General features: G+C 67.3%; 12 protein-coding genes and 2 pseudogenes. 2 read left to right on the top strand and 12 right to left on the bottom strand.

Features of this window, described 5'->3' with window-relative positions:
• Positions 1–94: 94 nt before the first annotated feature.
• From ABZO29_RS31775 to ABZO29_RS31765, 3 genes are all read right to left on the bottom strand, one after another.
• Positions 95–970, bottom strand: coding sequence for a hypothetical protein (locus ABZO29_RS31775; RefSeq protein ID WP_367323605.1), 876 nt, complete (start codon positions 968–970; stop codon positions 95–97).
• A 307-nt stretch (positions 971–1,277) separates the two neighbouring features.
• Entirely contained in the window at positions 1,278–1,481 is a 204-nt protein-coding gene (locus ABZO29_RS31770; RefSeq protein WP_367323604.1) for a DUF397 domain-containing protein, read from the bottom strand.
• Positions 1,478–2,308, bottom strand: coding sequence for a helix-turn-helix domain-containing protein (locus ABZO29_RS31765; protein WP_367323603.1), 831 nt, complete (start codon positions 2,306–2,308; stop codon positions 1,478–1,480). Before ABZO29_RS31765 ends, ABZO29_RS31770 begins: the two co-directional genes overlap by 4 nt.
• A gap of 176 nt (positions 2,309–2,484) precedes the next feature.
• Between ABZO29_RS31765 and ABZO29_RS31760 the strand changes: the two genes are divergently transcribed.
• Entirely contained in the window at positions 2,485–3,096 is a 612-nt protein-coding gene (locus tag ABZO29_RS31760; protein ID WP_367323602.1) for an ATP-binding protein, read from the top strand.
• On the opposite strand, the gene pglX is transcribed toward ABZO29_RS31760, so the two are convergent.
• The 9 genes and pseudogenes from pglX to ABZO29_RS31715 all read right to left on the bottom strand — a co-directional run.
• Positions 3,023–6,622 carry a BREX-2 system adenine-specific DNA-methyltransferase PglX gene (gene pglX, locus ABZO29_RS31755; RefSeq protein WP_367323601.1) on the bottom strand — a complete coding sequence of 1,200 codons (3,600 nt, stop codon included), beginning with the start codon at positions 6,620–6,622 and terminating at the stop codon, positions 3,023–3,025. The two genes, ABZO29_RS31760 and pglX, sit on opposite strands and share 74 nt — an antisense overlap.
• Entirely contained in the window at positions 6,619–11,319 is a 4,701-nt protein-coding gene (gene pglW / locus ABZO29_RS31750; protein ID WP_367323600.1) for a BREX system serine/threonine kinase PglW, read from the bottom strand. Before pglW ends, pglX begins: the two co-directional genes overlap by 4 nt.
• 229 nt (positions 11,320–11,548) lie before the next feature.
• A complete protein-coding gene (locus ABZO29_RS31745) occupies positions 11,549–12,136 on the bottom strand; it encodes a hypothetical protein (protein ID WP_367323599.1) in 588 nt (195 codons plus the stop codon).
• Between the two features lie 192 nt (positions 12,137–12,328).
• Positions 12,329–14,215: a DNA/RNA helicase domain-containing protein gene (locus tag ABZO29_RS31740; protein WP_367323598.1), complete on the bottom strand. Its 1,887-nt coding sequence runs from the start codon at positions 14,213–14,215 to the stop codon at positions 12,329–12,331.
• A gap of 455 nt (positions 14,216–14,670) precedes the next feature.
• The gene (locus tag ABZO29_RS31735) at positions 14,671–21,441 is read right to left on the bottom strand and encodes a DUF3320 domain-containing protein (RefSeq protein WP_367323597.1); all 6,771 of its coding nucleotides are present in this window, start codon (positions 21,439–21,441) and stop codon (positions 14,671–14,673) included.
• Between the two features lie 682 nt (positions 21,442–22,123).
• Positions 22,124–22,414, bottom strand: coding sequence for an integrase core domain-containing protein (locus ABZO29_RS31730; RefSeq protein WP_367323596.1), 291 nt, complete (start codon positions 22,412–22,414; stop codon positions 22,124–22,126).
• A 49-nt stretch (positions 22,415–22,463) separates the two neighbouring features.
• Positions 22,464–22,595, bottom strand: a pseudogene (locus tag ABZO29_RS31725) (IS481 family transposase); the annotation flags it as partial.
• A 63-nt stretch (positions 22,596–22,658) separates the two neighbouring features.
• Positions 22,659–22,790, bottom strand: coding sequence for a hypothetical protein (locus ABZO29_RS31720; RefSeq protein ID WP_367323595.1), 132 nt, complete (start codon positions 22,788–22,790; stop codon positions 22,659–22,661).
• 206 nt (positions 22,791–22,996) lie between these two features.
• Positions 22,997–23,236 (bottom strand): annotated as a pseudogene (locus ABZO29_RS31715) (IS1182 family transposase); the annotation flags it as partial.
• A gap of 514 nt (positions 23,237–23,750) precedes the next feature.
• Between ABZO29_RS31715 and ABZO29_RS31710 the strand changes: the two are divergent.
• Positions 23,751–25,943 (top strand): VWA domain-containing protein, encoded by a 2,193-nt coding sequence (locus ABZO29_RS31710; protein ID WP_367323594.1) that lies wholly within the window; start codon positions 23,751–23,753, stop codon positions 25,941–25,943.
• Positions 25,944–25,962: the final 19 nt, after the last annotated feature.

The following is a 25,962-nucleotide window of genomic DNA, read 5'->3' as shown; positions in this document are numbered from 1 at the left end:
GAGCCCTCATGCCAACAGGTCACCGCGCCCGGCGATGACGAGAACGCTCGCGGCATCGGCCGCCCCTTCGGGGGTGAGGAGTGCGCTCGCGGTGTCAGGCCTCGGGCTCCTCCAGCTTGATGGCAGTGTCGTCTGCGCCGTGCTGGACGGCGTGTGCTGTGGCGAAAGCCTCGTGGTCTTCGACGACTTCGCCGTCCACGACTTCCCCATCCATCACTCGGTGCGACGGCTCCGCCAGCGGCAGGCTGGAGAGATGCTTCTTGAGCCTCTTGGCCATCGGAAGGTAGGTCGCAAGAGTGAGCCCGCCGGAGACAACGGCGCCGACGAGCGGGATGGCCTTCGAGACGGCCTTCGCGAAGGACTGCTTCGTCATCTGGACGCCGAGGTAAGCCGCGACCTTTTTCACCATCGGGTAGACGACACCCTGGGTGAGTGCCTTCTGGGGCAACTTCTTGGCGACCTCCTTCGACATCATCCCGGCGACCTTCCCCACAGCGGCGTTCGCCGACTGGGTTCCGAACATCACGCCGAAGAACAGCGTGAGCACCCCCATAGTCGCGTCATCGACATCATCGCCGTCGTCCGAGAACAGATCGGGCCAGCTGTAGAGGTAGGCGAGTTTCTGCGCGATACGCACCATGTGGCCGAAGTACTGAGCCACGTCGGCGGGCACGGTGGCGGGAAGGGCGAGGACGCCGGGGATCCCGGCAGCGGCGGAGAGAGCGCTGACCTTGCCGGTTTCGAAGCGGATGGAGTCATTGGCCACCTTGTCGAGAACCTCAACAGGGATGCCCGCCGCAGCGGGGGTCTCCTCTATCGCTCTCCGGATGTCGTCCTCGGAGCAGTGACGAGCCAGCGCACTTTGGAGGTACGTCTCCCTGTTGATACGCACACCGGGAAGCTTTGCTGCCGCCAGCAGCACCGCGGAGAAGCGCGACTCGGGGTTCTCGATGCCTTTGCCCTGTTTCATAGCAGGAACTTACAGTAGCTCCGCGCCCCAAGGGCCCTACTTCGTATGCCCCGTTGGGGTCTCCTGATGGGGGTGCCGGTGGCGTGTGGGCTGGGTCCATCACGATGTAGATCGTCACCCGGGAAGGCGACCGCCGTCGCGAACCGCGCGTCACTGGGCGAACGTTGATCGCCGTGGCAGCCAGCGCCGGCGCGGAACCCGGCGGGCAAAGCGCGAGAGCTGCTGAAGGTGCTGCGCAGGCGGATATGCGCAGGGCCCTCGGCAAGCACGTGCTCACCGGAAGGCCCTGCCATCGGTGCCAACCTTGTCAGAGTGCCGCGAACTCGACGAACGCGGTCCACGCCGTGGGGTCTACGGCGAGTGTGGCGCGGGTTGTGTCCTTCGAGTCGCGGACGTGGACCCTGGCGGGGCGGATGGCAACCTCGACGCACTCTCCGCCCGAGCCCGTGCTGTAACTGCTCTTGGACCAGGCCGACTCAGGTACCGGCTTTATGAGCTGTTGGGCGTTCATCTCTCTCCAAGCAACTTCTCGATGAGGGTCAGAGACTCGCGCGGAGTAAGCGCCTGAGCCCGAAGGATGCCGTACTGCTCCTCGATCTCCCGTACCTGCCTCCGCTCCGTGTAGAGACGGCTGTCCTTGAACGCCTCCACGTAGGCGATCCTCTGCCCTTCGTGCGTCTCGATCAAGGTGAAGGGGCCATCCAACCCAGCATGCTCGTCCCGCTCGATTGGCATCACCTGGATTTCCACGTTGCGCCGGTGCCCGTAAAGCAGAATCTGCTCCAACTGGCCTTGCATCACGGCCCATCCACCGAGCGGTCGCCGCAGAACGAACTCCTCGATCACAAAGCTGATGGTAGGCAACGGGGTCCGGGAGAAGATCTCCTGGCGTGCCAGGCGAGCCGCGACCCGCTGGTTGATGGTCTCCTCGTCCAGCAGCGGACGCCACATGGAGAACACCGCTCGCGCGTAATCGTCCGTCTGCAACAGCCCTGGTACTGCTTTCGTCGCGTACACATGCAGGGCTGCCGCCCTGGCCTCCAACCTGGCCGCGTCCCGAAAGAACGCCGGATACTGAGCCCGAGCAACCTCCTCCTTGCTCGCGCTCAACACCCCACCCGCCCCGAGCTCTTCATCCGCCTGGTCGATGAACTTCGGTGGCGGAATACGTCGCCCCTGCTCGAACGACGCGATCGTCGAGGCCGAGTACCCGGTCAGCGACCCGAACTGCGCGCGGTCCATCTGCGCCCGCTCCCGGAACAGCTTCAACTGCCGTCCGAACACGCAGAGAATGCCCGCCCCGAACTCGTACTCCGGCTGCTGAACCTCGTCGTCCACGCCGCAGCTCCTCCCGTACGACCATCACGGTCACCGGACACCGTCCACCCAACGCACGGCCCGGGAACCAGTCACGCCCAACACCGCGTACAAGCGCACCGCCCACGCGTACAGCCCGCACCCGTCAGCGCATCATTCCTGTTCAACGCTACTCAGAGTTCGCAACCGTTGACCGCATGAATTCACCAACTCCCCTGAATGGGCATATGCCACACCCTGCACCCGAACGCGAGTTCACCATGCAGTTCACCTCAACCCCACGCGGTGCTCGCCTCGCCCGCCGACTCGTCTCGCATCGCCTGAACGACTGGGGTCACCCCTACACGACCCCGGTCAACGAGACGCTCAGCCTCATCACGGCCGAACTCACCGCCAACGCCGTACGTCACGGCCACGTCCCCGGCCGGGACTTCCATGTCCAACTCACCTTGACCGAGGACACGTTCCGCATCGAGGTGACCGACACTCGCGCCGAGAAACAGCCCCCATCAACTCCCCCGGCCCCCGACTCCACGTCCGAGTCCGGCCGCGGCCTTCACCTCGTCGCAGCGCTCGCGGACAACTGGGGCCTCACGCCCCGCCCAGCTGCCCCCGGCAAGACCGTCTGGGCCGAGCTGCGCGTACCGAACGGAGGCCACCCGCCCACGCACCCAGTGGCCCTTCGTCCGGCAGACTCGGCATCAGCGTACGGGCACAACACCGAGTCATTTCCGGCTACTTCTTCACGGCAGCGCGACGGCCTCGGGTTGCGGCCTGGGGACGCCAGTTGCGGAGATCGTCGTCGGTGAGTCCGTGCTCGCCCTGCTTCTGCTGGCGGTATCCGGCGAAGAAGTCCGCCGGGGAGCCGCTGTAGAGCATGTCGAACTCGTTGTGCCACTGGTACAGCCACGGCTGGAGTTCCAGCAGGCCGGCGAGGAACGGCGTGATCTCCTCGGTGGATAGCGCGGTGTTGGTGAAGTACGTGGCGAGGGCCTGCGCCTGCTCCCGATGGTCCCAGCCGGCCCACCCGTACAGCTCGGGGGTGGCGGCGTTGGTCTGCCCGTAGGAGACGAACCGCTCCTTGGGCACGTCGAGCTTGCCTCGCGCCCTCCAATAGGACGGGCGGAGGAAGTCTGCCGAGGTGTACTTCGGCGGCACGGGAATGGAGTCCCGGATCTTCCGCTTGGCGGGCTCGTCGGGAGCGGCATCCTCTTTGCGCTGGAGGTCCCACACCTCTTCCCAGTCGGCGCGCTTTTTCATGCCGGAGGGCTTGTAGCGCAGGGCGGAGAGGAACGGCACGTGCTCGTCGGTGATCAGCTCGGCGACGACCTTCGCGAGTTCCTTGCGGGGCGCGAAGAGCTTGGCGACGGAGACGAAGTCCTCGTCGCGGGAGAGCGCGTCGGTGAGACGGGCCAGGGTGAGTATGGTGGGCTGGCCGTTCTCGTCGAACCAGTGGTCGCGTTTCTCCATACGGTCGAGCAGCCAGGACCGCAGGGCCTTCTCCTGGAGTGCGTCCCAACCCTCGGTGGCCCAGCGGCGCTTGTACTCGGGGCGCTCGACCATGTTGATAGCGCGGTTCGACTCGATCACGTCGATCCGCTTCTGGACAATCTCCCGGTAGGAAGCGGGCCAGTGGGCGGGGATCTCGGTGACGGGCGTGTGACTGTGGTGTGTGAACCACTTAGTGGCTACCTCGCTGCTCTCGATCTTTCGAGCGAGAACAATCTCGAACGCACGCTGACCAGGAGCAATCTCGGGGACGCAGGACTCTTGAGCGCGGAGATCTTCGGGATGCAGGCCATAGATTGAATAGACCTGCCAGTCCAGCTCCTCCTGAAGAGCGATCATGCGGGCGCGAGTGGATTCCCAAGCTGAATGTGCCTCCCGAAGGATGCTGGCGGTAGGCGTATCATCGGCACCTACCGTTGCCGGACTGGTGGCGGCGAGCTGCTGAGCAAGAGTGTCGAGGGCTGCAGCAAGGGGGACAGGGTATTCGGCGGGAAGCGGAAACTCCTCCAACTTCGTGCCGGTGAACTCATAGTTCCATGACCAGGGTTGGTCAGGCATGCCGCTCGCGGCCGTGGCGTTGCCTTTGCTGTGGCTCACCTGCTTCAGCCAGAAACACGCGGCGGAGCTGTTGAGCAGCCCAAGCAAGCGCAGGTGCTCCTCCTCACTCGCCCCCTCCCGCAACTTGATCACCGGAGCGGACTGCTTGAACACCTTGCCGCCCCGGTCCAGTACGAAATGGTTATGAGTCGCAACAAAGGCGAACGTGATCAGGAGGAAGGCATTAAGGCGATCCTCCTTATAGAATGCATAGTTAGACCAGGGGATACCACGCTCTTCCTTTGTCTTGGCAAAGTAGAGCGTGTTTCGCAAAACGGTTCGCCCTCGCCAGAGTTCATTCGATTCGAACCGCTTTCGTTCATCGGTTCCAGCCCCAACTGGGTAGATGGCGTCAGCGCCCGGAAAGCTATCCCAGTCCCGGATCTGATCGCCTTCCAAGAAGGGCCTCATGGGAGCCTGACGATCGGCCAGCCAGACAGCGGCTGGCCGGGGGTAAGCAAACAAGTCGTCGTCTCCGGTGATGGCGGAAAATCCACTTGACTCCGTCAATGCGGAAAGCTTCGTCACCGCAGCAGCTTCCAGCTGCTCAACCATCTCCTGGCCGCCATCAGCCAGAACCCACGGCTGCTTGCCGAAGTACTTCTCCCGTGACAAGTCGTCCACGGAAACCCACTGGCTAACCGAGCCCGGCTTGTCAATCTGCTCGACGATCGACCGCCAGACCAGACCCTCCTCGGCGCTCTTCGGTGCGGCGGGCTCACCCTGCACACTTCGGACGGTCCGGATGACCGGTGATCGTCTGTCTCCACCCCGCTGTCTGCCTACGAGAATGACCGTCGGCGTTCCGTGCCCCGGAATGTAGGCGCCCGAAGTGTCGATGACCTCAGTCAGCTCCACCGCGTGCCCGAAGTAGCCTTCAATCAGCTGAGTTCCGAACTCCCGCTTCATGAACGAGTTGGCCGTGATCTGGCCAACCATGCCGTAGCCGTGTCCCTCAGCATCCCCACGCTTGGCCAGCTCGAAGAACCGCTGGGCGAACGGCACCGACAGCGCGTACTTGCCCGCACACGCCGGATACAGTTCCCGGTAGAGGGAATTGAGTGTCCTGTCCTTGACCGTAATGTACGGCGGGTTCCCCACTACCACGTGATACCGACCCAGGTGCAAGATGTCCGGATACTCGTGCACGTCCTCCGTGGCGTACTTGAACTCGGCCAACTCGTCCACGAAGTCCTCGCCCATCCCGCCAAACAGGTTGCCCTGCTGCGAGCGGCGCGACTTGATCAGCGAGTCACCTACCGCCAGATTTACCGGCCAGTCGTAGTTCGCCGCCCCGGCCAGCGTCCTCACCCCACCTGCGGCCATCGCCGCGACCAGCAACCGGAACCGAGCAATAGCCACCGCGAACGGGTTGACGTCCACACCGTGAACTGACCTGAGCGCAGCCGCTACCCGCTCATGCACATCCCGCCCCGGCTGCCCCTCCCCCCACAGCCGCACCAGCCGCCGAAACGCCCCCAGCACAAAGTGCCCCGACCCGCACGTAGGGTCGATCATCTTCAGTTCCTCGTACCCGAACTCCCGCACAGCCGGGTTCATCGTCCGGTCGAGGATGAACTCCTCCACGAACTCCGGAGTCTGGAGCAGCGCGTACGTCTTCCGCGCAGCCTCGCTCAAGTCCTGGTACAGGTCGCCCAGGAACCGCGTGTCCCACCCCTCCGTGCCGTCTTCGTTCAGCGGGTCGGTGAAGTCGTGGACGAGGACGCCCGCCTCATCCCTCCCCCGCCAGAACTCGACCAGCTCCCGCGCGCCGTCATGTGAAAGCGGAACCTGATACAGCGGGTTGTGCCGCTTGTCGAAAAGGAGCCGCCCCGCCTGCCCCTGCCCCAGCTCCTCGAACGCCTTCTCCAGCCACCCCCGGTACGTCGGGTCCTCGTCCGACTCCACATACGCGTCGTACCGAGACTCCGCCAGCTCCCGCCGGTCCCCTTCCGGCCCCGTCAAATACGGCTCCGGAATCAACCGGTTGTCCTCGCAGAACCGTACGAACACAGTCCCCAGCACCCACGCCACCGCGACCTGCGTGACTCGCTCGTCCAGCCACGACGTCCATGTCGCCGCCGTACGCCCGAGCTTGCGCGCCTGGTCGTACTCGGCCTTCAGCCGCGCGCCCACATCCCCCAGCGCCTTCACCTGGCGCCCAAGGTCTGCTTCGACCGCCTTGACCTGCTGCTTCAGGTCGTTCAACAGAGCCTTGCGGTCGATCACTTGACGTCTCCCTCGACACCACTGGCACTAGCCACAACCTCGCCGGACCCACGATGGGCGTTGCCCACCCACGTGTCCGGAAGCTGAATCCACTCCCCCAGGCCGGCCTGGTACGGCACGGCCACCTGCCCGAGCCGGGGCTCGCGCGACGGGTCGCTCTGCGGGACCAGGAGCCACAGCCCCCGCCCACCCCGCCGGGCCGCCGACGCCAGCCGGTCCAGGACGCCCATCGCGTCGTACCGCGCGAACACCCCGGCCTCCGTCAGCAGCACAGGACCGGCGCCGCCACCGTCACCGTCGCCCAGCAGCTCGGCAACCCGGGGTTCGACCGCGCCCCACGCCGTCCGCACGTACTCCGCGAACCGCACCGCACCCTTCGAACCCGGCTCCGCAGCATCCGCCTTGAGCAGCGTCTCCCAGGTCGGCTTGGTACCCGGCGTGACCTGCGCGCGCAGGGCCTCCAGGAACAGCTCGGTCACCGACACCGCACCCGCGCCCATCCGCTCGGCACCCAGCTCCCGCACCGCGTCCCGCACCAACTGCTGCCGTACGGTCAGCACGCGGTACCCGTCCCGGCGGGCCGACGCGAGCAGCCGTTCCTCCGCGCGCACCGCGCCCGCGAGTTGCGGGTCGTCGGCGTACCGCGACACCGCACCCGTACGCGTCGACTGCCGCCACGCACCCGTCGTCAGATAGCTCGACGCGTCGTCCACCCGCGTCGGCAAGTAGCGCAGCACGCCTTCGCGTTCGTGCATGCTGAGCGACAGTTCGAAGCCGGCGTCGCGCAACGCCTTGGTGAGCGGGCCACCGGTCGGCAGTTCGTGGTGCGTGCCGCCACGCCCGTCAGGGACGACCATCTCCGGGAAGCGGGCGCGGACCCGTTCGTGTACGGCCTCGCCGGTCAGGCCCGGCTGCTGCCCCTCCGGCATACCCGGGATCCAGCGGACGAGCCCGGCCTGCGTCAGGCGCAGCGCCCGGACCAGCGACAGGTCCCGCGGGTAGATCTCCAGCCGTGGAGTGGCGGCGGCGTTCACGGATGTCGCCGCCGCCAGCTCCACCATGCGCCGCTCGTCCCAGTTGACCGCGCCCGGCGGGACCGTCAGCGCGCCCAGCTCGGCCAGCACGGTCGCGGCCGTCGGCAGGGTGTCCAGCTTGGCCAGCCGGTCGGCCGTACGGCCGAGACGGGTCGCGTACTCCAGCAGGCCCGGCGCGGTCGGGGTGTCCGGGCCGTCGTTCTCCCGTACGTCGAGGGCGAGCAGGCCGGCGCCCAGGGACTCGTCCGTCGCCTTGCGGTTGGGCTGGTGCTGGAACTCGGCCTCCTGCGGTACCAGTTGCTCCACCTCGACCACGGCCCGTACGGCCGCCAGCGCCATCGCGCGCCGCTGCTCTCGCCCCGCGAGATGCGTGCCGCGCCGGACCGCCAAGGCGTCCGCGATCTCCACCGCCGAGGCGACACGGCCCATGCTCACGAGCAGGTCGATGATCTCCTCGCGCAGTGCCTGGACGGCGGGCTCCGCCTTCCAGCGCTTGCGCTCCTCCTTAAGCATCTGCGGGATACGGCCGTGGCTCAGGGCGAGCGCGTCGGCGACGTCCTTCTGCTTCGGCCAGACGCCGATGTCGGGCAGCACGCCGTGCTCGTCGGGCAGGCGCAGCAACAGCCGTACCATCTCCGCCTTGTTGCGGTTGGAGCCGTTGTTGTTGACGGCGGGTACGAAGATGGTGGCGAGGGTGTCGAGGCTGACGGAGCGCAGCGTGCGTGCGGGTAGCGAGCCCGCCGACTCGCCTGTCGCGAGGTGGCCCACCAAGGCCGACTCGGCGGCCGTGAGGTGGTCCAGCTCCTCCTTGGCCTCCGCGCGGCCCTTCGGCGTGAGAGGCGAGACGGGGATCTCGCGCAGCCGTTCGCCCCACTCGCGCTGCCGTTGCTGGACCTCGTTGCGGGTCTTGGCGCCCAGGCCGGGGGCGTTGACGAGCTTGCGGCGACTGTAGTCCAGCAGTTCGCCGACCGTGGTAATGCCCAGGCCGTACAGGAAGGACTGCGCGGCGAGCGTGAGGCCGGAAACGGTCAGCGAGGTGTCGCGGGTGACCTCGGCGGCGAGGCGGTCGCGCTGCTGCTCGGCGCTCTCGGGCTCGGCGTCCGCGATCACCGCGGCGGCGCCCTCAGCGGCCAGCCCTTCCCCCGTTGTCGTGGCCGCCGGGGCCGGGGAGCGGGTGCGGTGGCTGGAGGGGACGGTCTGGGAGGCGTCGAGGAAGACCTTGCGCCAGGCGTCCCGCATCGGTTTCAGCTCGGGGTACCGCTTGGCCGCGTCGCGGTGCAGGGCCTTCTGGAAGAAGGCGACGAGACCGTCCCGTACGGCCGGGTCGAAGGCCTCGGCCGCGATGGTCGGGTACGGCCACTCCTTCGCGTCGGTCATGCGGGGCGGGAGGCTGCCGTCGCCCCACTTGGGCAGCTCGCCGGAGGCCATCTGGTGCAGGGTGACGGCGACGGCGTACCGCTCGGCATGCGAGTCGTAGGAGCCGCGGGTGATGACGTCGACGAAGGGGTCGAGGTAGCCGTCGGTGCCCGCGTCGGTGTTCTTCGCCGGGTAGCCGGCGAGGGAGAAGTCGATGAGGACGAGTTCGCGGGTGCGGTTGGGGCGGATGCGGATGGCGATGTTGTCCGGCTTGATGTCGCGGTGCCAGACGCCCTCGCCCTCCAGGAAGTCGACGGCGCCGAAGAGGTAGTCGCCGTACGCCTCCAACTGGTCGACCTGGAGGCGGCCGTTCTCGCGGAGCTGGCGGGCGACGGTCTCCTCACGGCGGCGCGGGCGGGACCCGGCCTCGGTGCCCTGCCCGTTGTCGTCGCGCTCGTCACCGACGTACTCCAGCGCCAGGACCGTACGGCCGGCGATGTGCAGCGGCTCCGGTTCGACGAGGCGGATGATGCCGGAGTGGGGGCGCAGGCGGCCCATGGCCTCGGCCTCGCGGGCCAGGATCTCGCCGCGGTTGTCGGAGAGGGCGACCTTCAGCACGGCCAGCGGGCGGGTCCTGCGGGCCTCGGCCTCAAGGTCGCGGACGAGGAAGGCGCGGCTGGTGGAGCCGGTGCCGAGGCGGCGTCGGATCTCCCACCGGCCGGCGAACACGTCACCGGCGACGGCCTCCAGCGGGTCCTTGTCGACGGGGGTAGTGTCCTCGTCGCTCGGCCCCTCCGCACCGGTGGCTGTCGTGGCCGGGGCGGTCAGGGAGTCCTCGACGACCTCCAGCAGCTCCAGGAACTCGTCCACGCTGGAGAGGCGTTGACCCGGACGGTAGGCGGTGGCGGCCTGCACCAGGTCGTCGACGTCCTCCGACAGGCCGTCCACCAGGGAGCTGGGGCGCAGGCCCTCGCCCGCCTCCAGGCGGGCCAGCAGCTCGGCCTGGCTGGCGGCCGGGGCCTTGCCGGTGACCAGCAGGTAGGTGAGGACGCCGAGCCCGTACACGTCGAGGTAGACCGGGTCGGGGTTGAGGGCGGTGAGCTCGGGGGCGAGGTAGGCGTCCGCGTCGTCGGCCAGGTGCATGGCGGACAGGGCGGTCGGCGCGAAGCGGGTCATGCCCTGGCCCTGGGAGGAGTCCCCGCTGCGCTGGGTGGCGATCTGCCAGTCGGAGATCTGCAGCTGCGGGGTGAGCCAGGCGGCCTCCTCCCCCACGGCCCGGCCCTTCCCGCCGCGCGGCCGGGGGACGACGAGCACGGAGCGGGCGGCGAGCGCCCGATGGTGGATGCGGCTGGAGTGCGCGGAACGCATGGTCTCGGCGAGCTGGCGCACCAGCGCCATCCGGCCGAGGATGTCCAGCTTCTCGCCGTACTGGACCAGGTACTCGTCGAGCTTCAGGGTGGCCGGGTGGTAGTCGAAGATCAGCGCGGGGCCGGCGGCGTGCCCGGAGGGGAAGTACTGCTTGAGCTCGACCGCCCCCGGGTGCTTGAAGCGGCCCAGCACCGCGGCCTCGCGCCGGGCGGCGTTCTCCACGGACTGGCGCAGGGAGGCGTCGGAGCCGCGCTCGCTGAGGTAGATGCGGACACGGGCGGCCTCGGGCAAATCGCTGTGGCGGGCGAGATAGTCCGCCCAGGTGGGCCCGGAGTCGAAGGACTTCCGTTCCAGCTCGTACGGGCCGACCTTGTACTGCGCGTCGCTCTTGCGGATGCCGATGTTCTTGAGGGCCGCCTCGATCTCGCGCGAGCCGATCGCCGTGATGCGGCGCCGCTCGTCGCTCGGGGGCTGCCCCAACATCTCGACCAGCTGGTCGACGGTGTAGACGCCGTTCTGGTCGTGGGCGGGCAGCCGTACGCGAAGGCTGTTGTCCGTGAAGCAGACGGCCTCGGCGACCCAGACCCGCTTGCCACCGGTCCCTGCGAGCAGACCCGCCAGCTCCTTGGCCTTGCGGTTGACCAGATGCAACGGGTTCCCGTGCGTACGGCGACGACCGCCGGGCGTGGTCTGGACCCAGGTGCCGTTTTCGGAGGTGACCGAGCCGTGCCAGTCCTTCAGCTCGATCATGCAGACGCCGCCGGGGGCCACAACCAGCAGGTCGACCTCGCGGACGTGGCCGGTGTTCGCGGTGAAGGTGAAGTTCGACCAGGCACGCCAGGGGTCAGAGTCCGGGAGTTTCTCACGGATCGCCTCCAGGCCGCGGCGTTCATGATCGAACTCGGACTCGGTGACCGTGACCCACCGGCCTTCCCGCATGCCTGTCCCCACTCGTTCGTTCCCTCGAGGGCTGCCGTTCCCCATGGTCAGACCCCGCAGGCTGATCCTAGTGGCTGCATGTGCCATGAGCAGAGCCCGTGAAGGACGGGACTATGGGATATACAGCCGCATCACAAGAGACTCCGGCTCCGTCTCAGCCGACAACCCGCAATGAAGCCCATACAGTCACAGAATCACCAAATCATACCTTGAGTCGACAAGCGGACCTTCATGTGGCGTCGTAAGCAAGCTTCGCCAGGGCGAGCGCCTGCTTCAGGGTCTCGTCGTTCCGCACCAGGATGCTCACCCTGTAGTTGGGGTTGCCGGCGGTCAGGGGATACGCCTGAGGGGCCAGCTTCTCGATCGCGTCGCTGTGCCGCAGACGAAAGTTGATCAGGCCGGTCGACGCGAATGCATAGGCGAAGCCGCCGTATTGGCTACCCTTGCGGCGCAGGCGCAGGTAGCCGGAGTAGTCCAACGGCTCGCCCACCTGCCAGGCCTTGCGTTTGATGCCGTGAACTCCGACGTTGTCCCAGGAGACTGCCTTCGCCAGAAAGTCGACGAACTGCTGGGCGGCGGGGTTGAAGGCGAGTTGCGTCTTCACGGTGCCCTGCCCCTCCGCCGCCACGCCGGGCACCTCGCCCTCGACATGCCATCCGAAGTCCGCGTCCTCGTCGCTGTCTGGATGAGCGACGATCAACACCGTCCCCGGGACATCCTCGGCCGTTCCGGACCCGGACGGCAGGATTCCGCGGACCGTCGCGGAGGCGTCCAGTTCTTCCGGTGTTCCCTCGAAACAGACATAGGTGAGCTTCACAAGTCCCCCTCGCGTCGTGCGCACTGCGCGGAAGCATGCACCGTATTGAACTCGGCTACAGGATGTGGGCTCATTCGCACCAGTGTTGGCCTACCGCAACCATGGCGGTAACGAAGCGAAGGAGCCCGTCTCGAAGTCTCGATCGGGCAGCGTGCATGCATTTGGCAGCTCGGCCAGCGCCGACCGTGCTTGTCAGGCCGGCGCCGCCTCTCGGGCCGTCCCACCCGCCAGTTCCCGAAGCTTCTCCCGAGTCTCCGGGTCCGTCGAGTAGACGATCGTGCCCACCATGCCCCGGGTCAGCAGGACCTTGTACGTGTTACGGATGAGTCGGTCCACGTCGGTGTCGGGGGTGGACTTCTTGAAGACCGGGTCCATGGACGCCGTGCGGTCCGTGATCCAGCGGTCGCCGCGCCAGAGCAGATCGGGGCCGATGATCACGCCGGACCAGTCGTACTCGAAGCCTTGGGCGGTATAGACGCAGCCGACCTGCCCGAAGCCCGCGGGGTCGGTGGCCCACAGGGCAGCCGGGGGCGCGCCGGAGACGGCGCGGTCGCCTCGCAGGTTCCAGGGGCGGGCCCAGTCCCCGATGACCACGTCGGGCGGGAGCGGGGTGCCGGGCTTGGGTTCCGGGGACCAACGCCAGCAGTAACCCGCGGACATACGGGCACCGTAGCCCTGGGTCCGACGAGCCTCGAGGAAGGCTTCCAACTCCCGCGGGCTGTCGGCGACCAGCAACTGCATGCGGCCGTCGGGCTCCCACACGACCGGCCCGCCCGACTCCAGGCCGAGGAGACGGACCACCCAGCGCAGGTAGGCGTCACTACCACCGCAGCGGAACTGGCTGTCCAGCGGGACGACACTGCAGGGGATACCCCGCTTCGCCGCTGCCGCCTTGATCTCGGCCACCGTGCCCATCTCACCGGGGCGGACGACCTGGTGCTCGTCGAGGAAGAAGACCGGCACGTAGGCCACGTCGATGAGTTCGTCGATCTGTGCCCTGCCGGTACGGTGCGCGGCACGCGTGTAGCGGTTGGCCGAGGTCTCCCGGATGCGGTGTGCCTCGTCGCAGATCAGGGCGCCCAGGCTGTTCTTCTCGGCCGTCATGAAGCTGTTGAAGTACTTGAACAGGTCCTGGACTTCCCGCTTGCGGGCTCCGGCGACCTTCCTCATCGTTTTCGTGAACGACTGCGAGCCGGTGGCGTGCAGCGCCGGAACCCCACGCCTGTAAAGCTCACCGAGCAGTTGCAGAGCGATGACGCTCTTGCCGGTGCCGGGGCCGCCCGTGACGATGACGACTTCCTTGCGGTCGGCGTGCTTCGCCTTCTCCACCGCGTTGAGCACCATGCGGTACGCGACCTGCTGCTCGTCGAGGAGGACGAACTGGGTGCGCTCGCGCACCTCCTCGGCGGCCACGGACATGAGCTGTTTCGACGGCACCGTGGCGCCCGCGCGGAGTTCGTCCGCTGCTTGGGCCCCGGGGTGCTTGTCGCTCAGCCTCGTACGAAGGTGGTCGAGGAAGGCACCGCGGCCTTCTGCGGTGAAGAGCAGTCCGTGGCCGTCACGCTCGATCTCCCGCAGACCGGTCACGCCGAACTCGGTGGCGTTGTGCAGATAGGCCAGTCCGGCCACCCGGTACCCGTGTTCAGCCACCCTGCCGTTGAAATTGACGAGGTATTCGCAGTAGCGGCGGACCTGCTCGATGGGGTTGAGGACCGGATGAGCGTGGGCGTCGACATGGCACAGGGTGGGGTCGTCCTCGTGGGGCAGCGCCTGACTCCACTGCTTCAGCTCCACAACGACGTATGACGGCTCTCCTGTGGCCGGGTGCACTCCGGCGAGGACGACGTCGGCGCGCTTGCTGTTCAGCGGGAGCGAGTACTCCAGCATGACCTCCACGTCGCCGAGGCCAGCGTCGTTGAGTGCGGCAGCCAGGACGGGGATGCTGCGTTCCCAGGAACGCACCTCCGAGGCGCCGGGCCGATAGCCATGCATGTGGACGAAGTTGTCGGTGAGGTGCAGGAACAGCGAACCGTCGAGTGCCATGACGGCGACCGTTTTCGCGGACGCGCGGAACAGCAAGGACTTCCCCCAGGCAGCACGAAAAGACTCGTGCGGGTGGGGGCATGTCCTTTGAAACTCCACCGGGGCGGAGCGGAAGCCCGTCGGGCCGCGTTGACGATGTGTCTGAGGGTACCTGGCGGTGCTGACAGTCGTACCGGTGGTCGCAGTGGCGGCCGCGGACGCTGTGCCCGGTCTCCCCTACCGACGTCCGGAGCCTGGAGTGCAGGGCCTCTGCCCCTCTGGAGTCGGTCGACCTCGGTGGCTTCCGCGTCTCTCAGCGGATGTGGCCAGTGTCGGCGCTTACATGCCGCAAGGGAGCCTGGCCAATGCAACGGCGACCAGGACCCCGTCGTGCCCCTGCACCGCCCGACCTGGACAACGGACCGCTGTCAACGGGACATCGCATGGCGCTTGTCCCGTCCTGCCAGCTCAGCGGGCCCTCTGGGCGATACGAGAAGCCCCGCCGCAATGGATCAAGAAGCCTCCGCAGGCATCAGGCCGCCCTCTGACTCGATCAAGTCCCCTGCGGCGATCAACGCGTCGATGTCGCCAGTCAGTGCGTCTCGGATATCTGCTCCGAGCCGCGCCCACCCGAAGAAGCGAGCGGCCTCTCGCAGCAGGTCCTCGCGATGCACGCCCGGTCCTTCGTCGACCACGTTTCTGAGCACGAGCTGTCGCTCCGCCGCGGGAACCTCCGCCACTCGTCGGGCGCACCGCTCTGTCGGTGTGCGGGCGAACTCCGTCTTGTGGCCGGGCCTGTCGTAGGCCGTACCGGCGTGGACGATCTTGCCCTGCTTGAGAAGGCGGCGCAGAGCTCGGTCGATGCGGTCGCGGACCACCTGGCCGGCTCGTCCGAGGCCCCACGCGAGACGGACCCGGGTGTAGATCACTTCCTTCTCGACGGGCCCTTCCACCTCGACCACACACAGCGCCACGTCCGCCACCACGTCGAGGGCATCCGGGTCCTGCAACTCCACGCCCCACATGCCTCGCTGGCTGCTCGATCGGTCACGTACCTCTGCCAACAGGTCAGGCTCGACGTCCTGGTAGGGACGGCTCCAGGGCGCAGGGCCGGCGTCGACCGTCACGAACTCCACTCGCGGGGCTGCCGGACCAGCTGATCCCTCTTTTGCAGACTCTCCGCGCCCCGCGCTCGCGGTGCCGCCCGCGGGATCCGCCGTACTGTCACCGTTGCCACGATCGCCGCCGCTGGCGTCCAGCCCCACGGGCGGCGCCACTCGCACCGCATGCGGATCCTCCGCACATGCCGCCTCCACCGCGGCCCGCAGCCGCGCCATTGCATCCCGGCGGTTCCGGTACCAGTCCGTACCCCAGATTCGGTGCAGCCGCCAACCCAGGTCGCGTAGAACCGCTTCCCTGAGCCGGTCGCGGTCGCGAGCCGCCCGCGAGGAGTGGTACATGGCGCCGTCGCACTCGATGCCGAGCGCGTACGTGCCGGGCGCGCCCGGGTGGCGTACCGCCATGTCAATGCGGAATCCGGCGACCCCCACCTGTGGCTGGACCGCATAGCCCCAGCCGCGCAGCACCTCGAGGACCTCCTCCTCGAAGGGGCTCTCCGGAGCGGCGTCCGGGTCGGCGGCCTCGGTCTGAAGGATCTCCGGGCCGTGCTGGGCGTACTGCAGGTACCGCTTGAGGTGCTGCACGCTCTTGTTGGTGCTGTCCGGCAGATCGCCTCCGTAGAACGAGGCGACGACCTCCATGCGGCGCCGGGCGCGGGTCACGGCCACGTTGAGGCGTCGCCAGCCACCCTCCCGGTTGATGGGTCCGAACGTCGAGAGCAGCTTGCCACGGTGGTCGGGACCGTAGCCGATGGAGAGGATGATGACGTCGCGCTCGTCGCCCTGGACGGTTTCGAGGTTCTTGACGAAGAAACCGTCGAGCCGGCCTTCCGTGAAGTGGTGGTCGAGGTCCGGGCGGGCCGCCCTCGCCTTCTGCACCGCGTACTCGATTGCCTCCGCCTGCGCCTTCGACAGCGCGACCACACCGAGGGTGTGCTCGGGTCGGGTGTCGAAGTGGTGGATGACGCGCTGGGCCACCTTGGCGGCCTCGACGGGGTTGTCGCTGCGCCCGCCGCGGTCGTAGACGCCTTCCGCCTTGATGAACTCCACGCCGATGTCGGGCCCCTGCTCCAGCGCGCCCGGGAACGTGACCATGGAGTTGTCGTAGAAGTCGTGGTTGCTGAAGGCGATCAGGTTCTCGTGCCGGCTCCGGTAGTGCCAGCGCAGGGGCAGCCCGCGCAGGACTCCGCTGGCCTTGCACATGTCGAGGATGGATTCAAAACTGTCGGTGGCGTCCTCGTCCCACTCGTCGCCGTCGTCACTGTCGCCGACCGCGCTGAAGAACGACGTCGGCGGCAGCTGCTTCTGGTCGCCCGCCACGATGAGGGCCTTGCCTCGGTAGACGGAGTTCACCGCGTCCTGAGGCAGCACCTGGGATGCCTCGTCGAAGATGACGACGTCGAACTCGAAGTCGGGCGGAAGGAACTGACTGACCGTCAAGGGACTCATCATGAAGCAGGGCTTGACCAGCCGTACCACGTCGCGTGTCTGCTTCAGCAGGTGCCGTACGGGCATGTGGCGACGCTGTTTCTCGGCCTCGCGACGGATTGTCGCGGCCTGGCCCACCGACGTCCGGCGGGGACGGCGGGAGTTGCACGCGGCGATGACCTCGGCGTGTGCCGCCGCCACCAAGTCCTGGTCCGCACTCTGGAACCGCTCCACCAACTGGTCGCGTTCCACGGCCCGCATCGGCTTCAGCCTCTGATCGGTGGCGAGCTGGTGCTCGACCCACGCGGTGAGCACCGCACGTTCCATAGCGGCGGGGAAGTCCTCGGCGGAAACCTCGCGGCGTGCGAGCTGGTCGGGCAGCCCGTCGAGGTGGTAGCGGCGCAGCAGGGTCAGTGCGTAGGCGCAGCTGGTCCACGCCTCCGGGCCGAAGGGGTCGCGGTCGAGGCGGGACAGGACCGACTTGGCCGAAGCAAGGGACTCGGCGAGTTCGCATCGCACCTCGTCCGCCCGCTCGGGCTCGAAGTACCCGGCGAGTGCCTCCCGCTGGCCGCTCCAGTCGTTGGCACGGGCCGCGAAAGACGGGTCGGCGGGCGCGGTCAGCATCAGCCGGGCCGCCGCCTCCGGCAGGGGCGCGGCATGACCGCCGTGCGCGGTACGACGGACCTTCTGGACCCAGTCCAGAGCGTCCAGGATCGCGTCGCGGTCTGTCCCAGTGCCCTGATAGAGGGAACCGAGAAGGCTCCGGTACGTGGCTTCGTTCTCCGCGAAGGAGGACTCGGCCGCGCGGGCGGAGACGACGGCGGCCACCGCTTCCCTGGCACGGGACAGGGTGAGGCCCGTGCCCTCGTCCATGACGCGGGCGGTGGAGCGGATGAGGTCGGCCGCGTCCTCGAAGGGCTGCACGTGTGCGCGGAGCCAGCTCGCCGACCGTTCGAGGGGACGAGCGGCGAGTGCTGTGCCGACCGCCGCGACATGGGGCTGCCCGGTGTACTCCTGCCAGAGGTCCAGGTCACGGCGGATCTGTTCCGCTTGCGCGAGGAGTTCGCGCGGTTCGGGTCGGCCGTCGGCCAGTACGTCGACGAGGCTGGTCCGGCGCGCGGGCTCCGTGAGCGTGTCGGGCGCAAGGCGGGTGATCAGCTGGGCGGAGTCCAGGGCGGCCCGCAGGGCCTCGGTGTCGGGGCGCCCATCCGGGACGTACTGGCCCAGCAGGTCGCGCTGGTGCTCCGTCGCGTACGGACCCGGTTGCTGTCGCGTCAGGTCCAGGCCGCGACGCAGGAGTTCTCCCACGGGTTCGTAGCCCGTCACGCCGTTGGGCGCGGCCTCGTGCAGGTCGTCCGCCTGCGTGTCGAGTCCCCGGTACCAGGGGCCGAGGAGGCTGCGGTCGGTTACGGCCTGAGCGGCGAACGCGGCTGTCTCCCTCTGGGCCGCGTGCGCGACGGTGACCGCCGTGCGCGCGGAGGCGAGCGTGTGCTGGGAACCCGGGCCGCCGTCTCGGCGACCGACCGAGGCCACGGTGTCCAGCAGCGCGACGGCCTGCCGCAACGGGACGAGGTGAGCGCGCAGCCAGCGGGCGGCCTCGTCGAGCGGCTGCTTGGTGAGGTCGGCCGCATGCGGCGCCAGAGACGGGCTGTCCAAGTCCCGTCGCCAAGCGGTGAGTTCGCGGCGCAGCGCCGTAGCCTGCTCGACGAGTTCGGGCTGCGGCTCTCGGCCGTCGGCCAGGTGAGCGGCGAGCAGGCTCCGGCGGTAGGAGTCGGCGACGGTCTCCGGGGCGAGTGTGTGGACCGCTTCGGCGTGCGCCAGTGCCTTGCGCAGGGCCGGGACGTCAGGCAGCTCCGTGCCCCGGTAGCGGCCGATCAGCTCGGCGTGGGTCGTGGCCAGCGACCACAGTCTCCGGTGGGCGGTGCACCATGCGTCGGCGAGTGGCAGTCTGTCGTACAGCTCGCCGCGCCACGAGCCGCCGTGCGTCAGCCGGGCCACGAGCTTCCGGTCGGCCCGGACGCCGCTGGACAGCATGCCGGCGAGTCCCTGGCGGCCCTCCATGAGCCGACGGACGGCTTCGGGCAGTTCGGGTGTGGAGACGACGTCGGGCAGAAACGTGTCGCGTGCCGCTTCCGCGGCGGCTGTCAGTTCTTCGGCCGCCGAGGAGATCTCCGCGACGGCTGCCTGGACGCCGGGAAGTGCGCGGGGATCGAGCCATGCTTCGAGCGTGCGGTCCGAGACTGTGGCCAGCTCCACGAGCGTGGCCAGGTCCTCGGCCTCTGACGTCGCCTTCGGCCGCCCACACCCGAGGCGTTCGGCCACCGTGTCGGCGTGCTGAGCGGCCGCCGCGAGGGTGTTGGCAAGCGTGTCGAACCGCTCGGTCAGCTCTTCGGCCTCGCGGCCCGTCAGCGACGCGATGTCGGCGCCCGGCGGTTCCAGGGCGGCGAGGGCCTGCTCGTTGGCGGGTCGTTCCGCGCTCAGTTCAGGGCGCAGTTCGGCCCACCCCGGGCCCACGTGGTCCGTCGCGAGGGCTTGGGCGGACAGTACCTGGTCACGTCGTGTGAAGAAGTCGCTCAGGGAGTCGGCGATGACCCGGACCGCAGCCTCCTCCGCCCGCCCTGCGCCCTCGGGAACCAGCCACTGTTCGAGGGGCCGGTGCTCGGTGCCGGCCACGGCGACCACATCACACAGATGACGTGCTCCCTCGATGCCGCCGGGGGCCGTCAGCCCGATGAGGCGGCTGACCCTGGCGAGGCTCTGCTGCGTCCGCTCCAGCACACCCGCGGTAGCGTCGAACTCCCCGGCGAGCTCTCGCGCTCGTTCCTGCGTGAGTCCGGCGAGATCGAGGCCGCGCGGAGCCATCGCCGAGAGCTCCTTCTCGGTTTCCCCCGGCTCAGCTGTCAGCCTCGAGGACAGCTCCTGCCAGCGCTCGCCGGCCACCGACCGGACGGCGGCGTTCATGCGCTGCGCCTTGCGCAGCTCGGTCAGGAAGGCGTCGACCCGGTCGTCCACCTCGTCGGCGAAGGCGTCCGTCGTCAGCCAGGTTTCCGGCACCGGGCTCCGCACGTCGAGCAACCGCAGGAGCGCGATCAAACGGCCGATGCCGCTCTGATCGGTGGCGGGAGTTCCATCCGGCGCGAGATCCCGGTACCGGTCGACGGCCGTCGCGAGCGCGTCCCTCGCTGCCTGTGCCTGCTCCAGTACAGGGCGTGGATGCGGCATCCCGGACCGCAGGTCACGCCAGGGAAACGACGGATCGGCGACCGCCTCCCAGGCGTCGGAGATGGTCTTCGTCGCCTCGACGATCAGGCGCAGGTCCTCACCGCTGAGTGTCTCCGGACGAAACCTCCCCTCGACGCCCGTGTTGGTGCCGTCGCCATGGCTCAGGTAGGCCACCGGCGCCTCGGACAGCCGACCGACCTGACCGATCACGTCGTGCAGGGTCCGTCCCAGCGGGTCGCGGGCCTCGTTCATCGCTTCGGCGTAGGCGCTGAGCGCGAGGCGCAGCTCCCTGGCCTGCGCCAAGGTCTGCTCAGACAGTTGCGGTGCGCGCGGTTCCTCCGCGAGCGCCCGGCCCAGCTCCTGGGCGACCGCTTTGCGGCTGGTGTTGTGGCTGTGGAGGGCCAGGGCGTAGGAGTCGAGTCCGACTGATTTCAGACGATCGAGAACGACGTCGAGAGCCGCCGCCTTCTCACTGACGAACAGCACACTGCGGCCCGCGTGGATCAGACCGGCGATCATGTTCGTGATCGTCTGGCTCTTGCCCGTACCGGGCGGGCCGTCCAGGACGAACGACTGTCCGGCCACGGCCGCGGCGACGGCTTGCCGCTGCGAGGCGTCGGCGTCGAGCACCAGCGGGCTGTCCTCGGGCGGGCTCAGTTCGTCGATCCGGTCGAGCTCGATCTCCTCGAAGTCGAAGCGGTCGGAGGCGAGTCCGGAATCCGGGCCGAGCGCCATCGCCCGTACGAGGTCGCTGCCGAGGACCCGATCCTCGTTGTCCAGCAGATCCTGGTACATCGACTCCTTGTGGGAGGCGAAGAGCGCGAGCACCACGCGGTCGGAGATCTGCCATCCGGACTTGCCCGCCACGGCGCGAACAGCGGCAGAGAGCACCGCCTGCAGATCCGAGGGGTCCTGTTCGGCGACCGGCGTCCAGTCGATGTGGAACTGCTCCAGCTTCACTTTAAGGGCCGGGTTGAGTCGCGGTTCCTCGTCGTCGCTCGCCCTGAGACGGATCCGGCCGTTCCGCGCACGCTCGATGACCACCGGTATCAGAACCAGCGGGGCGTCGCTGCCCGTCTCGGCTCCGTCCTCACGCCAACGGAGCATGCCGGCGCCGAGGTTGAGGGTCCACAGGCCGTAGTCGTTGAAGACCTGCGTCGCTTTGGCGCGCAGGCTGTTCAGCGCACGCAGGAGAGAAGGCGCGGTGGTCTTCTGGGTGACGATTCCGTCGGCGCGGTCGCCCTTCTTCGTGAGCACCACGTCTCCGGTACGCCGCGCCCCGTCGGCCGCCGGTTCCTCGTCCGGGAGCGGCGCGAAGTCCCAGCCGCGGCCCAGGCCTTCGACGAGTTCCTGGGCGGACGGAGCCGAGATCTCCAGTGTCGCCGCCTTGGTGTGGCGGAAATTGAGCAGTCGGTTGCGGCCGCTCAAGTCCACCAGAGAGGTGCGCCAGCCCTCAAGCATTGCCTTGAGGCGGTCGAGTTCCTGGCTGCCCCCGAAGTCACCCGAGTTCGTCACGCTGGTCCCTGATGTTGTCGCCTCTGGGCCAACGGAGCACCAGCGTCGACCGCAGTCCCCTCTGCCGCCAACGCAAAGCGCGGCCACAGAAATCCGTACTGTCCTGGTGGCCGCACAAGTCCCGCTGATCCCCCCTTGGATGCGGAATTCTACGGTCAGCTCACCAATGCGTGAAGCGTTAACTACGGAACGATTTTCTCGCTGTTCGCGAAGCCTCGGTGTGACCCAGCCCGCAGTTCCCTAAGGGAGCACAGCCCACTCCGTCGCCCGATCCATGGCCTCGGCAGTCCGCCCGTCCAGCGCGGGCGTCTGCTTCAGGTACGGGCGCGGCGTTCCACCATCCGGCCTGCACGGTGACCGCGTACGACAGTCTGCGCGTCCCGAGGAAGCAGCAGAAGGATGCGTCGCGGCCGTAGACCTTGTCCGCGGCCATCCAGACGCGGCCCTCGGGCAGGTCGGGCAGCGCCCGTTCGATCATCTCCTCCGCCAGACGGGACAAGCACGGCCCAGCCCCCTGCCGGTCGTTGGTCCACTCGGGCGGCAGATACAGCTCAGTACAATACGGCTGTTGGCGTCACCTCGGATGTAATCACCGGCATCCTGTGCCTCTCCCGAGATCGCCCTGCGGGCACCTCCGACGGGTCGCCCTTGAGGTCCAGGTTGTGCAACTGACGATCACCGACTACGCCTGGGCCATGGTCTTCTGCTTGAGGCGTTCGTAGGGCGTCTGGCCGCCGAGGCCGCCCTGGGGCCGATGGTAGTTGTAGCAGTCCTCCCACTCGCGCAGCTTGTCGTTGAATACCTCGGCGTCGTCGATGATGACGCCGTCGAGGAGCTGGTAGAACTCCTCGGCGTCGATACGGTGGGAGCGTTCGACCTTGCCGTTCAGGCGTGGCGTGCGGGGCTTGATGTAGGTGTGGGCGATGCCCTTGTCGAGGATGTGCCAGTGGAACGCGGACTGGGAACTCGGCACCGTTGTCGGTCTGGAAGACCTCGACCTGGAACGGCAGGCGTTGGATGACGTAGTCGAGGAACTGGATGGCGGTGGCCTGGTTCAGCGTCGGATAGATCCACAGCACCCGCAGCCTTGTGCAGTCGTCGATCGCGGTGAATTGGAAGTATTTGTTGCGCCCGCCGCGGCGCCCGTGCCGCATTGAGGCGAGCGGCCCGATGAACTTCACGTCGATCTGCACCCGGTGGCCGGGCAGTTGTTTCTCCTACCGCTTCCGTCTGCGGTCGTGGCGCTTGTAGCGCTGCGGTGCCGGAAGGCGGCCCATGTCGAGGCGATTGAGGATCCGCCAGACGCCGGACTTGCTGATGGTGACGTCGTGGTACCGCTGGAGGTACATGGCGATCTTCTCGAGCCCGAAGTGGTAGTTCTGCCGCAGGTAGATGATCTTCCCGACCGCCTCGACATGGGTCGCGTTCGCTGCGGCAGCAGCCGCAGATGAGGCGGGGCAGACGGGGCCCAGGCAGCGGCGAGAATCGTCTGCCCCTTGCCGATCTTCACCCTCCGCCCGTAGCGCTTGCCCCACTCCGGTGCAATCAGCTGAGTCAGCCAGTCAGGGGCGGCCTCGGCCAGCTCCTCCAAAGCGGCCCGCAGCGTCTCCCCGACCAGCTCCAGACGGCTGAGGAAACGCACCGCGGTCAGTACATGGGTGGCGTCGGTACGCTGCCGGCCCCCAGCCTTGAGCAGGCCGGCCTCGCTCAGACGCTCCAGCATCGCCTTCAACAACCAGTCAGCGGTGCCGTTCTCGGCCAGCCGGGCCCGAAACTCGCACAGCACCGAGTTGTTTGGCGTCGGCGGCGTCGCGTTCCTTGACGAGCTGCCGGTTCCCGCCGCCCATTTCAGCGCGGCTGCGGGCGCTGCGCTCGGTGATCGGCGTGCTGGACCGGCAGGTCGCTCGGCTCGATAGGGAGATCGCCGCTCGTGAGCCCGTTACTCTGCGCATACTGAAAAGCACGGCGTACCGCAGGGTCAAACGCCTATCAGCAGGTACAACAACGCTCGTTCAATCTCGGCAGGAACCGAACCCGTTACATAGCGCGAGCATGATCCGAACAACGCAACAACTCCGGAAACTCCCGCATTTGCGTGAACTTCGGGGTCGTGCTGCACTGAGAACGACGGGGATCGACCAGCGGGGTCGCCAACCGACTGGTAAGGCATATGTAGAGATGCCTTCCGGGTCTATCTGTCTCAGACCGGACGGAGTACCATGTCTCCGAACGGAAATGCACCCACGTTGGCCTTCGGGTCGCAGTGGCACCGGAGGATGGGACGACAACGGCGCGTATACGCTCGGTTGTTGGTTCAAATTCTCAACGCCGCAGTGATATGGGCAGTCACCCTCGGCATCTCGTCTCTCGGTGCTCCATCCGCTGTCGCCAGAGGCGATTCAGAGGGTGGTGCTGGGCCTATTGATTTCGCTGTCGTCGTTGATGCGTCGCCCAGTGTGGAGGCCGACGCTCTGCAGGGAGAGAAAGAAGCAGCCGCTCTTCTTGCTCAGGGAGAAATATCCAGAGACTCCCGCGGTATGGTCCTTATATTCGGCGGAGCTGACGACTCTGGTTACACATCAGTGGACGAGGCCTGCCCGTTGACCAAACTTGACGCCGCTGGTAGGCAAAGCTTGGGAGACTGCGTGAAGCGCCTCAATCGAGAGAGCGCAAAGATCGGTGCAGGCACTGATTTCCCGTCCGCGATACGGCAGGCAGCGAACCGGCTCTCAGCAGACTCCTCTCCCGGAACACCTAAGATCATGTTTCTGCTGACCGATGGGAAGCTCGACGTTCGGGACGACCCGGCATACGGTCCGGATCCTCCCACGCGGGAGGCCAACGGTGAGAAGGCCCTGACCGGCGCCCTGCGACAAGCGAGGTCGGCAGGAGTGCAGGTCTGGCCGCTCGGGTTCGGAAAGGACGTGGAAAAAGAAGCTCTCCAGACCATGGCGAGTGGCGCATACCAGAACGCGTGCGCCGGTCTCCCAGAGGCCACGCCTCACGCACGCACCGTGACCAGCCCCAGCGACGTCGACACGGCGCTGCTTCAGACGTTTGCCAGCGCTCGGTGCGCTCATCTGACGGAGGGAACCAGCAGGCGACCGTCCAGTGACCTGCACGTCGAGTTGCCCCCCATTGCAACAAACGCAGCAATCGTGGTGATAAAGCATGACCCGGAAGTAAATGTATCCTACATCGACCCAGGGGGAACGAAGATTCCTCGCGACGGGGAAAACTCCGCATTTCAGGTCAGCGGACTACAGAACACGGTAGCGGGACTACAAATCCTTCAACCTCCTGCACCGGGTGAATGGACCGCACACGTCGACGCACCTCCTGGTCACCGAGATCAAACGGCCACTATTGGCGCGATCTGGCAAGGCGTCGTCCGTTCCTATATCGACGTACAGAGGGGCGTGGAGCAGGGTGAGAAGATCCCGGTGGAAGTGCAGCTTCAAAACCAGCAGGGAGTTCCGGTAATCGACCTCCTGCAGGCGTATGGCGGACGAGTCGGCGTCCGGCTTGCCGGCCAGAGCATTCAGCCCAACGGGTTCCAATTGGAGGACAAGGGGCGGGAACCTGACAGCAAGTCTGGGGACGGCCGATTCAGCGGTTACGTGGACATACCTCGGAATGCCAAGGGGAAGCTGACTCTCACGAGCACGGTGGTTGCTCCAGGTATCACTGGGGATTCCCGTCCGGTCACCCTGGATGTAGATCCCCCACCCACCGGCGTCACGGCCGCCGGGGTGGTTGACCAGCAGACTGTCCAACCGGGCGGAACTGTCTCAGGAATCGTGGAAACCGCAAACAAAGACAGTAAGCCACACGAGCTGCGCCTCATTCTGCAGGACACGAACAAGGCCGTACCCGCGAGCATCAGCCCGGTAATCGTGTCCGTACCAGCTGGCAGTGCGCAGCAATCGCATAAGTTCGCTATTTCTGTCAGCGACAGAGCAGCCAAAGACCAGATGCTCGGCGGGCATGTCACGGTCCTCGACAGCACAGACGGGAACAAGCAACTCGCAACCGTATTCGTCGGCACAACGGTGAAGCCCCCTCCCTCTACGCCGTGGAATCTTATAGGCGCGCTGTGTGCGGCTGGGGTTCTACTTATCCTGTTTTTGTGGGATCGCTATCGCAGGTGGCTGAACCCGGCAGGGCTGCAGCTAGCGCTGTATGACAAAGACAAGGGCGAGGTGCTGTCCACGTCCCAGCCAGTTCAGCACGGCCAAAAGGGACCTTACTCCTTCAGCGTGGACGAGAATGAAATCAAGCCCGGCCGCGGCGAGAAAGGGGCGTATCAGATTCACCGGTGGCTACCCAAGGGTCGACTAAAGGTCAAGACCGCGAGTGGAAAAAAGCAAGAGGTTCACGAGGGTCAGCCCTTCGGTATCGGCAATAAGAGCATAGTGCCCTCTTATCGGTCGCGAATGCACCCGATCCACCCAAGAGGTAACTCCGGTGGCTCGAAAAGTGGGACGGCGGATTATTTCTAAGGTGCGATACCCAGCGAGT

This window comes from Streptomyces sp. HUAS ZL42 (assembly GCF_040782645.1).
Lineage (GTDB): Bacteria > Actinomycetota > Actinomycetes > Streptomycetales > Streptomycetaceae > Streptomyces.
The sequence above is the reverse complement of the archived record's forward strand: the minus strand, read 5'-3'. Positions and strand labels throughout refer to the sequence as shown.